The sequence below is a fragment of the Bacillus sp. JZ39 genome (genome assembly GCF_053903145.1).
On record NZ_CP096389.1, the window covers coordinates 1,025,164 to 1,036,520 of the forward strand.

The window sequence follows — 11,357 nt, forward strand, 5'->3', positions numbered from 1 at the left end:
GGCAATGATGAAAGGAGCTATTTACAATGGCTGTTAATTTTTATGATGTAGCGTATGATCTGGAAAATGCATTACGCGGGAGCGAAGAGTTCACCCGTTTAAAAAACCTTTACGACGAAGTTAACGCAGATGAATCAGCGAAGCGCATGTTCGAAAACTTCCGTGATGTACAGCTTAGACTCCAGCAAAAACAAATGGCAGGAGAAGAGATTACACAAGAAGAAGTGACGCAGGCTCAAAAAACAGTTGCGCTTGTACAGCAGCACGAAAAAATTTCTCAGCTGATGGAAGCGGAGCAGCGCATGAGCATGCTGATTGGTGAATTGAACAAAATCATTATGAAGCCTTTAGAAGAGCTTTACGGCAGTGTTGAAGGCTAATAAGCAAAATCCCTTCTTGGATAAGAAGGGATTTTTTATTCATTCAGCAAACTTGGAAATCCAATGAATCTTTTACCTCTCCATTGATGATGACTGATAATGTATGAATTCCTTTGTAATGCTTTCTGGTGGTTAAATCCTTAAAGGATTGGATTCTTGTGTATGACTTCGTTTCGTTTTTTCGTATATTTGTTTCTGTTATTTTAAATACTTTCTGATGACGCTGGCCTCTTGCTTTTACAAAATCAATTGCGTACTCAATTCTTACTTTTTGATCCCTGTCTGAATGAATATAGAAAGAAAATTCAAGGCTTTCGCCAATAACTATACGTTTGGGCTGGCATGTTAAATCATGTAGTTGTATCGAATCAGCATTTTCATAACCAAAAAGCGCTAAGGCCTGTTTATCACCCTTTTTTAATAAGGTCCGATAGGCGTGTTTGATAATCCAGTCTGTATGGGGATGTGTTCCGTACCATTGATCTGCGACTTTTCTCAGTAAATGAGGATGCGTTTTTGATATATCATTAAGGTTGTTGGCCACGCTTTTCCTTACATATAAGGACTCGTCCTGCATCAGCTTCTCAAGGATCGGCAATACAGGGGAAGGGTCCGATTTCAAAGCCGGTATCGATTTTCCCCATGGCAGGCGGGGCCTGCTGCCTTCGCTCGCAAGTCTTCTCACGTGTTCATTTTTATGCTCAGACCATGCAAGCAATTGTGCAATCATCTTTTCTTGATCTAACAGCAAAAAAGGCCTTACAGCAAATTCTGAGGTCGAATATTGCGTAAAGTATTCCAATGCCTTTATTGATTCTTCCCAATGCGCTAACCCGTACTGTTCCACATAATCTGGAAATAAAATTCCGCTGAGTCCTTTAAAATGAGGGGCTGTATCCCGTAAAATTGTGAGCGCTTCAACGTATTGTTTTGGCAAAGTTTCGTATAAAGAAACTGTCACGCGGCGCATCCGCTCTTTTAAAGTGAGTTCAGGCCAGTCCTCCAGCCGTAATGTACCCAAGAATCTGTTTTTGTTAAAATCAGGATAGGATGACCTTACATGATGGATCAACTGAGATATCAGTTCTTCATTATATATTTCTTTTAAATCAGCCATATAAACACCGCTTTTTCGTTTATTATTTATATTGTATGGGAATGTACGTTCTGGATCAAGTGTATAGTCCTAAAAATTAACAACTGATCCTACCACGGATATACAAAAGTTGGTTACTTTTTTTAGTTAAAAAAACCCTTGTCATCGGAAAGGAAAACTGAGATAATAACATTGAAAGCGCCTACACTTACCTATTTCAAATGGATACGGTCGCATATCATGCCGTTATATAGAGGGGATAAGCAACAGAGAGTAAGTGTTCGGAGCGCATCATTGGTCAAACAAGGGGTTCCTGATACATGATTTTTCGTAAATCGAAATAACGATATTAGGGAGAATGGCTGCTTCGATCGTATCCTATCAACAAGCCATACATAAAGTCTGCTGAGCCAGGCTTTTTTTGCTTTAAGAAAAGGTTGTTCTAAACACAGAGACAGGGTCATATCCTATACACAAGTACAGTCATCAAGGAGGGGGACATCTCTGTGTCAAAACAATTGCTTGCCTTAAATATAGATGGAGCGCTGCTTCGGTCGAACGGGAAGATTCATCAGGCAACGAAAGACGCGATTGAATATGTAAAGAAAAAAGGGATTTACGTCACACTTGTGACCAACCGTCATTTTCGCTCAGCACAGAAAATAGCGAAATCGCTAAAGCTTGATGCCAAGCTGATCACCCATAGCGGGGCATATATCGCTGAGAAAATTGACGCCCCGTTTTTTGAAAAAAGAATTTCTGATGATCATACCTTTAACATTGTTCAAGTGCTGGAGAGCTATCAATGCAATATTCGGCTTCTTCACGAAAAGTATTCCATCGGAAACAAGAAAAAGGTGAATTCGAATTTATTGGGGAAAGCACTCATTCATCCGTCTGACCCGATCTTTTATCCGGTCCAGTTCGTTGAATCATTAAGCGATCTCCTCATGGATGAGCCGGTGAGTGCACCCGTCATCGAGGTGTACACGGATCACGACATTCAGCATGACATTACAGAAACGATTACAAAAGCCTTCCCTGCGGTGGACGTGATTCGCGTAAACGATGAGAAGCTGAATATCGTCCCGAAAGGTGTCTCGAAGGAAGCGGGTTTGGCCCTCGTCGCTTCAGAGCTGGGCCTGAGTATGGATGATGTCGTGGCCATTGGGCATCAGTATGACGATCTGCCGATGATCGAACTTGCCGGTCTTGGGGTAGCGATGGGGAATGCCGTTCCGGAAATTAAGAGAAAGGCAGATTGGGTTACAAGGTCCAATGACGAGCAAGGTGTCGCTTATATGATGAAGGAATATTTCCGAATGCAGCAGCGAAAAGGATTTCTTGATAAGTTCCACATGAAACGTGTGTAAAAAAGCCGCTCGCGCCCTGACAGGTGCGGCGGCTTTTTTGCCGGATTGATTTTAGCAGTTTATTTCTGTACACTAAAGAAAGTTTTGAATCTGATAAATTAGGTGATGAAGTTGCAAATTAAAATAGAAGGCATACATGATGACCGCCTGCATCGGCCTCTGCAAAATATTGCAAATTTGTTTTATGAAGAGTGCGAGCTTGCGTATGGCGGAGAGGAGCCCGCAGATTTTGTCATTTCTTTAGCGTTGTCACAAACTGATGAGCATGTGACGGTTTCGGGAGAAGTGAAGGGTACTGGCATAAAGGAACAGCATACAAAATTCTTTTCTCCCGGCATGAATGAAAAAGAAGCTTTTAAGCAAGTGAAAAACACAATTTCTTATGTGTATCTCAATCTTCTTCAGGCGCATACGGGCATTACGCAGAAGTGGGGAATCCTCACAGGAATCCGGCCCACAAAGCTGCTTCATAAAAAACTGCAAAGCGGAATGTCCAAGGAGCAAGCGCATGCTGAGTTGAAAAAAGACTATTTAATTCATGATGAAAAAATCATGCTAATGCAGGAAATTGTTGACCGTCAGCTGGCGGCAGTGCCGGATTTGTACCGAGTAAAGGATGAAGTCAGCATTTATATCGGCATTCCGTTCTGCCCGACAAAATGCGCGTATTGCACATTCCCTGCGTATGCCATCCAGGGACAGGCAGGCAGAGTCGGCTCATTCCTATGGGGACTGCATTACGAAATGCAGAAGATCGGTGAATGGCTGAAGGAGCATGATGTTAAGGTTACAACCATTTACTTTGGCGGCGGGACGCCGACAAGCATTACAGCGGAGGAGATGGATCTGCTGTATGAAGAAATGGTCCGCTCCTTCCCGGATGTGAAAAACATTCGTGAGATTACGGTGGAGGCCGGTCGTCCTGATACGATTACAGAAGAAAAACTCGCCGTTTTAAACAAATATGACATTGATCGGATCAGCATCAATCCGCAATCCTATGAAAACGAAACGCTAAAGGCGATCGGGCGGCACCATACGGTTGAAGAGACCATTGAGAAATATCATCTGTCACGCCAGCATGGCATGAATAATATCAACATGGACTTGATTATTGGTTTGCCTGGGGAAGGCGTGAAGGAGTTCAGGCACAGTCTTTCAGAAACAGAAAAACTGATGCCGGAATCCCTTACCGTTCATACTCTTTCATTTAAACGGGCGTCAGAAATGACGAGAAACAAACATAAGTACAAAGTTGCCGGCAGGGAAGAGGTTTCTCAAATGATGGAAGACGCGGTAGCCTGGACGAAAGAGCATGGGTACGTGCCTTATTATTTATACCGCCAGAAAAACATTCTTGGAAACCTTGAAAACGTCGGATACTCTTTGCCGGGACAAGAAAGCATCTACAACATTATGATTATGGAAGAGGTGCAGACGATTATTGGCATCGGCTGCGGCGCTGCTAGTAAATTTATTGATCGGGATACAGGGAAAATTACGCATTTTGCGAATCCGAAAGATCCGAAATCGTACAATGAGCGCTTCGAGCACTACACGGACGAAAAAATCAAATATTTAGAGCAGATTTTTGAAAAAACGACAAAGCAGCACTGATTACAGTGCTGCTTTTTTTATCCCTGTTTTTTTGCGGGCTGAACCTCAGGCTTCCATTTAAATACCTTGTTCAGCAAGCGGTAAATTCGTTTTGATTCCTTTGTGACAAGCGGTCCCAAAATCGCCAGAATGAGGACATATAATGCGGCAAACGGCTTTAATGTGGCTGACAGTCCGCCGGCTATTCCGAGATTCGCAACGATAATCGAAAATTCTCCCCGCGATACGATCGTCAGCCCGATATTCGATGAAGCCTTATGAGAAAGCCCTGCGCGTCGTCCTGCCACCATTCCGGCGATAAAATTTCCCAGAATGGTCAAAATCACTGCCCCCAACGCAAGCCAAACCGCTTCACCAAGCGAAAACGGATCGATACTGAGGCCGAAGCTGAAAAAGAACATCGCACCGAAGAAGTCGCGAAACGGAACAACGAGGTGTTCAATCCTATCGGAATGCTCTGTTTCTGAAAAGACCAAACCGAGCAGCAGCGCGCCGATTGCTTCTGCTACATGAATCGTCTCGGAAAACCCGGCGATAAAAAAGAGTGCTGCGAAAATGACGATAATAAACACTTCGTTTGAGCGAATGTCCAACAGTTTGTTCAACAGCGGCGGGAGTTTTCTTGCTGCGATAAAAAACAGCAGCATATAACCGAAGGCGATCAAAATGGACAAGAGTGCACTCCCTACGGATGTCGCATCACCTAGTATAAGGCCGGAAACAACGGACAGATATACGGCAAGGAAAATATCTTCAAACATGATGATGCCGAGAATCAATTCGGTTTCCGGGTTGGCGGTCCTTTTTAAATCAACGAGCACTTTTGCGACAATCGCACTTGACGAGATTGTGATGACTCCTGCGAGGATGAGGACTTCCAGAAAGGAAAATCCGGTGATAAACCCGTAAAGCAGTCCGAGGCTGAAGTTAATCAAAATATAAATCGTCCCGCCGACCGCGATTGATTTTCCTGATTTGATTAACTTCCCGACAGAGAATTCGAGTCCGAGATAGAAGAGGAGGAACAGTACGCCCATTCGCCCGAAAAACTCGATGATTTCACTGCTTTGAATAAATGTTAGATCAATAATCCCCATTTTCGGCGCGTGCGGTCCAACAAGCATTCCCAGCACAATCAGAAACGGAATAATCGAAAATTTAATTTTATTGGCGATCACACTGGCGATTGCTACAAGGACAAGTGCAGTTCCGACTTCAAATACAAGATGGTCCATCGGGGCTCACACGCCCTCTCCAGAAAGAAAATCGTGAATCAGTTTCTTCAGATGCTTTCTCTCACCTGAGAGGACAAGGGTGTCATTTTCTTCAATAATCGAATCGGCTCCGGGATTTAGGAGTTTTTCCTGGTTGTGTTTGATAATGGCAATCACAGTGACATCGTAATTCTGGCGAACATCAAGCTCTCCGAGTGTGCGCCCAATCGATTTGGCGCCTTTTTCGACCTTAAACCATTCAATAATAAGATCGCTGAAGGCCATTTCGATGGACTCCAGAGCTTGCGGTTTATAGACCATGCCCCCGAGAATAGCTGCAATTTGCCTTGCTTCAGAATCATCCAATGAAATATTTGAAAGAAGCTCATCCGGGTCCCGGTCATTAAACCGGTAAATTTCCCTTCTTCCGTCATCATGAATGATAATCGTCATTTTTTCGTGGCTTCTTGTTTCGATTTCAAACTTTTTGCCGATGCCCGGCAGATCGTTTTCTTTAATATTCAATGAAAATCCCTCCGAATGTAGTGTTGGCAGTATGGGGTGAGTTACAAATAAAACTTGAGCAAATTATATTCGGAGGTAATTAGACTGGTATTTGACAGGGACGGCCAAAGCCTTTTCCAGCCTGTTTATTAGCGGTTCGTCAAGTGGTTTGACAGAGAGCTGCCTGACAGACTGCGCCAGCGGGCTGTACTCTTTGATCAGCTCAGCCGGGTGCATGCTGCCCGGCGACGGCGTTTTTGCCGATTGTGTTTCCTGCGGATATGAAGTCATAGGCACATAGCTGTCAGTGCTTGCTTCAAACTGGGAAGGCAGAACCACGTCCGAAGGGGGAAAGTACACCATAAATAAACTTAATAGAAAACTGATCAGCAATTTATCCATGTTCCTTTCCTCCCTTCTCATCAAGATATCCCTTCTTTTTCACTATATAAAACTTTATGTTTCCATTCAAACAATATGCATTTTTCAGTATCTATTGACCTTGAAAAATAAAAAGGTTTATTTGAGGATGGCGGGGAATGTATATGAGAAAGAAAAAAAGTAAGCGCATACATGGAGGTGCTTTATATGGAGTTTGTTCAATATGCATGTAATGGGGCTGTTGCAGAGATTATCCTGAATCGGCCTGATGCCCATCACGCCCTGAATGAACAGATGCTGTCTGAATTGAAGGAGGCAGTCGAAATGGCGGCTGCAAGCGAGGCGCTCATCGTTCTCCTGAGAGGAAGCGGGAAAGGCTTTTCGGCCGGCGGTGATATCAGGATGATGACATCAGAGCATGACTCTGATCAATTTAAACGGCTGATGGATACGATTGAGGCTGTCACCCTGAATTTATATCAGATGAAGAAAGTGACAATTGCAGCCATTCATGGCGCTGCTGCGGGACTGGGCCTGAGTTTGGCGCTTTGTGCGGACATTGTGCTCGCTGAAAAAAACGCCGTCCTCGCGATGAATTTTATCGGCATTGGGCTTGTTCCGGACGGCGGAGGACATTATTTGCTGAAGAAAAGAATCGGTGAAGCAAAAGCGAAAAAACTGATTTGGAGCGGAAAAAAACTATCTGCCTCAGAAGCTGCCGATATGGGGCTTCTTGATGGGACATTTGCCGGAGACCCTGCCGAAGGCGCAAGACCCATTATCGAAACCCTGTTGGCCTCCCCTCTTTTGGCGATGATCGAAACGAAAGCTATTTTTCAAAGCCTCCAGATTGAAGAACTGAAAAAAGTGCTATCCCTTGAGCGCAGCGCCCAAGAGAGAATGAGAAGGACCAAGGATCACCAAGAAGGAATCCGTGCATTTTTAGAAAAACGGGAGCCGAAGTTTCAAGCGTAACAGATCAGCCGGAAAGCTGATCATCTGTGAAACAAAATCAGCTTTCCGGCTGCATTGACTAAACGATGAGTATGACTATGAAGCTCTTTTTCTTTTAAGAGGGCTTCACCATGCGTTTTTGCCGCTTCTTCATGTTCTGCCTCGAATCGCTCGTTTACCAGCGTGTTCCCCGAAGGATCAAATACGGTAAGGAAATAATCAGCCATCAGGTTTCTCCTCCATTTTAAGGTTTATCAGTCTTTCTTCATTTATATTCTAAAAAGGAAATCAAAATCCTTTATTATGCTTTATCCAAAATTAGTATATAATGGGTCAGGGAAGGAGGAGATTCAGTGCTTACAATTGATCACGTAACGAAGACATTTGGAGATTATAAAGCCGTTGACGGATTGGACTTAGATATTCCGGAACAGCAAATGTTCGGTCTGTTAGGCGCAAATGGAGCGGGAAAAACGACGACGTTTCGCATGATCCTAGGATTATTAAGCATTACGGAGGGCTCAATCAGCTGGAAGGGCCGACCTGTGAATTATCATATCAGCAACAAAATCGGTTATTTGCCGGAAGAGCGGGGCCTTTATCCGAAAATGAAGGTAAAGGATCAGCTTGTCTATCTCGCCAGATTAAAAGGGATGGAGAAGCGGGAGGCTGTAAAAGAGCTCGGGACATGGCTTGAACGCTTCAATATTACAGATTACGAGAATAAGAAGGTGGAAGAGCTTTCAAAGGGGAATCAGCAAAAAATCCAATTCATTTCGGCAGTTTTGCATAAGCCGGAGCTGCTTATTCTTGATGAACCTTTCAGCGGCCTGGACCCTGTCAATGTTGAGCTGCTAAAAGAGGCTGTGATCTCGCTGAAAAACAGCGGCGTTTCTATTTTATTTTCAAGCCACCGGATGGAACATGTGGAGGAGCTTTGTGAGAACCTTTGCATATTGCAGAAAGGAAGACCGGTCGTGCAAGGCAAGCTGAAGGAGATCAAGCGCTCCTTTGGCAAAAAGAACGTCACCATTCACTCCGATGACGATCTAAGCTTTTTGCAGTCTCATGAAGGCATTCTACAATGGAAGGAGACGGCCGACGGCGTCAAGCTGCAGATTGCCAATGAAGACATTTCTCAAGAGATTTTTGCGATGCTACAGGGAAAAGGGTTTATCAGAAAGTTTGAGCTTGAAGAGCCGTCACTGCATGATATTTTTATAGAAAAGGTGGGGGCCGTCTATGAATAAATTTTGGATCATGCTTTCTCATACATACAAAAATAAGATTATGGCAAAATCCTTTATTATTTCGACTGTCATCACGGTGCTGCTTGTTTTAGTTGTAACGAATCTGGAGTCGATCATTTCTTTGTTTCAAGGTGACGATGCGAAAGAAAAAATCGCCGTTGTTGATGAAACAAACGAATTATATCCGGTTTTTTCAAAGCAGCTGAAAGCGGTGGATACTGACGGCGATCTTGATGTGAAGCTGTCGAAGCAATCGGAGGATGAGGTCACAAAGCAAGTCAAAGATGAATCACTCGATGGCATGCTCATCATCAAACGAGATGAAAAAGGGACCATTTCAGGAACATATAAAGCGTTAACGATTTCTGATGAAAGCACGTATCAAACGCTGCAGCAGGCGCTGACGCAAACCAAAACAGCTGTCGGAACAGCGGAGCTCGGCGTGTCGCAGGAAACGATTAGCAGCCTTTATGCGCCCGTTACTGTGGGGCAGAAGGCGCTGAAAGAAGGGGCAAAGTCTGAGGAAGAGCTTGGCCAGACGGTAGGGCTTGTTTACATTATGCTGTTCGTCATTTATTTTTCGGTGATTATGTATGCCAGCATGATTGCGATGGAGGTCGCTACAGAAAAATCTTCGCGAGTTATGGAAATCCTGATCTCAAGTATGCCGCCGATCCAGCAAATGTTTGCAAAGCTGCTTGGTATTGGGCTTGTCGGGATCACACAGCTTGCTATTATTATAGGAGCCGGCTCTCTGTCGCTTAAGCTGAACCAAAAGAGCGAAACGGCTTCATCTGTCGGCGGATTCCTTAATTTGACCGACGTATCTGCAACCACTGTCATCTATGCTGTCATTTTCTTTTTGCTCGGATACTTTTTGTACGCGACACTTGCCGCGTTTCTTGGCAGTGTCGTCAGCAGAATAGAGGACGTGCAGCAAACGATCACGCCGATGACGCTTTTGGTTGTCGCCGGTTTTATGATCGCGATGTTCGGTTTGAATGCGCCTGACGCAGGATTTATTACGGTAACTTCGTTTATTCCGTTCTTTACGCCAATGATTATGTTCCTGCGCGTCGGCATGCTTGATATTCCGTTCTGGCAGGCGGCTGTCGGAATCGGAATCACACTGCTCACCATTGTCATACTGGCCGTTATCGGCGCCAGAATTTATAAAGGCGGTGTATTAATTTACGGCAATTCAAGCGCGTTCAAAGCGATCAAACAAGCGCTACGTTTAGCGAAAAACTGATTGGAAAACAGCCTGGGGATTCTCAGGCTGTTTCTTTTTTGACAGAACGTGCATTCGCAAGAATTCGGTGCTAAAATAAGGGTACTTCATCCTGGAAAGGAGCAGAATGTTGACTGATCTAACCTTTATTCATGCGGCAGATCTTCATCTTGACAGCCCGTTTTACGGGATATCGCATCTGCCGGAGCCGATTTTTGCCCGGATTAAAGAAAGCACGTTTGCAAGCGTGAGACATATGATAGACGCCGCAGTGAGAGAGCACGTTGATTTCATTTTGCTGGCGGGAGATCTGTTTGATGAAGCCAATCGAAGCTTAAAGGCTCAGCTCTTTTTGAAAAAACAGTTTGAAAGACTCAGAGAGTGCGGGATTTCGGTATACGTCATCTTTGGGAATCACGATCATCTTGGCGGGGAGTGGACACCGATTGAATGGCCTGAGAATGTCCATATTTTTTCGTCCGCTGTTCCAGAAGAAAAATCGTTTTTTAAAGAAGGCAGGCGCATAGCAAGCATTTACGGCTTCAGCTATCAAGCCAGAGCAGTGACGGAAAACCAAGCCGCCCGCTATCGGAGATCAACTGACGCACCGTTTCATATCGGCATGCTCCACGGCACGCTGTCAGGATCTGAAGGACACGATCCGTATTGCCCGTTTACACATGACGACCTCGTGAAAAGCGGGATGGATTATTGGGCGCTTGGCCATATACATAAACGCCAGGTTCTATCTGCCGAGCATCCGGCAGTCATTTACCCGGGAAACACGCAAGCACGCCATATAAAGGAGGCGGGAGATAAAGGCTATTATCTCGTTCATGTGACAAACGGAGATATATCTTATGAATTTCAGAGAGCGCATGATGTCCTGTGGGAAAAAGCGGCGGTTGATGTGACGGAGGCAAAGAATATGACAGCCCTCTTCCAAATGGTGGAGGACACGTTTTCGAAGCTGCGGAAAAAGGGGAGCCCTGTTTGTGTAAGGCTTGTTTTACAAGGGACGGCGCCGGAATGGCTGCTGGAGGCGCCAAAAGGCACCTTGGATGAGTTTCTTGAAGCTCTTCAGGAACAAGAAGCGGAAGAGGAACATTTCGTTTGGCCTCTTAGATTGGACGATGAGACAGAAAACGAAGCAAACCTAACAAACCTTGATCCTTTTTTTGGTGGTTTATTTGAAGACATTGATCGCAGCGATCTGTCAGACGTGCTGGAAGGGCTTGAGCGGCATCCAGTGTATAGAAGGCACGCGGACCGGTTTAGCCAAGAGGAGGTAAAGGAAATAAAAGAGCAGGCACAGATATTATTGAAAAGACAGCTTAAGGTGCTTGATACATGAGGC

At 44.6% G+C, this 11,357-nt stretch carries 12 protein-coding genes; 7 read left to right on the forward strand and 5 right to left on the reverse strand.

Annotation, left to right across the window (positions count from 1 at the left end):
* The first annotated feature begins 26 nt into the window (after positions 1-26).
* The gene (locus M1D65_RS05310; RefSeq protein WP_003224239.1) at positions 27-380 is read left to right on the forward strand and encodes a YlbF family regulator; all 354 of its coding nucleotides are present in this window, start codon (positions 27-29) and stop codon (positions 378-380) included.
* Positions 381-423: 43 nt separating this feature from the next.
* Here M1D65_RS05310 and M1D65_RS05315 read toward each other — a convergent pair whose 3' ends face one another.
* Complete coding sequence (locus M1D65_RS05315; RefSeq protein ID WP_003233279.1) at positions 424-1,497, reverse strand: DNA alkylation repair protein; 1,074 nt, start codon at positions 1,495-1,497, stop codon at positions 424-426.
* A gap of 485 nt (positions 1,498-1,982) precedes the next feature.
* Between M1D65_RS05315 and M1D65_RS05320 the strand changes: the two genes are divergently transcribed.
* Positions 1,983-2,849 (forward strand): Cof-type HAD-IIB family hydrolase, encoded by an 867-nt coding sequence (locus tag M1D65_RS05320; RefSeq protein WP_072175902.1) that lies wholly within the window; start codon positions 1,983-1,985, stop codon positions 2,847-2,849.
* A gap of 111 nt (positions 2,850-2,960) precedes the next feature.
* Positions 2,961-4,466, forward strand: a complete 1,506-nt coding sequence (locus M1D65_RS05325) for a coproporphyrinogen III oxidase (protein ID WP_014479327.1) — start codon at positions 2,961-2,963, stop codon at positions 4,464-4,466.
* A 17-nt stretch (positions 4,467-4,483) separates the two neighbouring features.
* Here the strand turns inward: M1D65_RS05325 and khtU are convergent, their stop codons facing one another.
* The 3 genes from khtU to khtS form a co-directional block, all read right to left on the reverse strand.
* A complete protein-coding gene (gene khtU, locus M1D65_RS05330) occupies positions 4,484-5,701 on the reverse strand; it encodes a K(+)/H(+) antiporter subunit KhtU (protein ID WP_003233272.1) in 1,218 nt (405 codons plus the stop codon).
* 6 nt (positions 5,702-5,707) lie between these two features.
* Positions 5,708-6,205: a K(+)/H(+) antiporter subunit KhtT gene (gene khtT, locus M1D65_RS05335; protein WP_003233269.1), complete on the reverse strand. Its 498-nt coding sequence runs from the start codon at positions 6,203-6,205 to the stop codon at positions 5,708-5,710.
* Between the two features lie 63 nt (positions 6,206-6,268).
* The gene (gene khtS / locus M1D65_RS05340; RefSeq protein ID WP_077670575.1) at positions 6,269-6,607 is read right to left on the reverse strand and encodes a K(+)/H(+) antiporter modulator KhtS; all 339 of its coding nucleotides are present in this window, start codon (positions 6,605-6,607) and stop codon (positions 6,269-6,271) included.
* Between the two features lie 165 nt (positions 6,608-6,772).
* On the opposite strand from khtS, the gene M1D65_RS05345 reads away from it, so the two are divergent.
* Entirely contained in the window at positions 6,773-7,540 is a 768-nt protein-coding gene (locus M1D65_RS05345; protein ID WP_124059656.1) for an enoyl-CoA hydratase, read from the forward strand.
* Positions 7,541-7,560: 20 nt separating this feature from the next.
* Here M1D65_RS05345 and M1D65_RS05350 read toward each other — a convergent pair whose 3' ends face one another.
* Positions 7,561-7,746, reverse strand: a complete 186-nt coding sequence (locus tag M1D65_RS05350) for a YhzD family protein (RefSeq protein WP_015715596.1) — start codon at positions 7,744-7,746, stop codon at positions 7,561-7,563.
* 126 nt (positions 7,747-7,872) lie between these two features.
* Between M1D65_RS05350 and M1D65_RS05355 the strand changes: the two genes are divergently transcribed.
* From M1D65_RS05355 to M1D65_RS05365, 3 genes are all read left to right on the forward strand, one after another.
* The gene (locus M1D65_RS05355; protein ID WP_032725309.1) at positions 7,873-8,769 is read left to right on the forward strand and encodes an ABC transporter ATP-binding protein; all 897 of its coding nucleotides are present in this window, start codon (positions 7,873-7,875) and stop codon (positions 8,767-8,769) included.
* On the forward strand, positions 8,762-10,021 hold the full coding sequence (locus M1D65_RS05360; protein WP_003244912.1) for an ABC transporter permease: 1,260 nt from the start codon (positions 8,762-8,764) through the stop codon (positions 10,019-10,021). The genes M1D65_RS05355 and M1D65_RS05360 overlap by 8 nt, the downstream gene beginning before the upstream one ends.
* Positions 10,022-10,127: 106 nt before the next feature.
* Positions 10,128-11,354 carry a metallophosphoesterase family protein gene (locus M1D65_RS05365; RefSeq protein ID WP_038829285.1) on the forward strand — a complete coding sequence of 409 codons (1,227 nt, stop codon included), beginning with the start codon at positions 10,128-10,130 and terminating at the stop codon, positions 11,352-11,354.
* Positions 11,355-11,357: the final 3 nt, after the last annotated feature.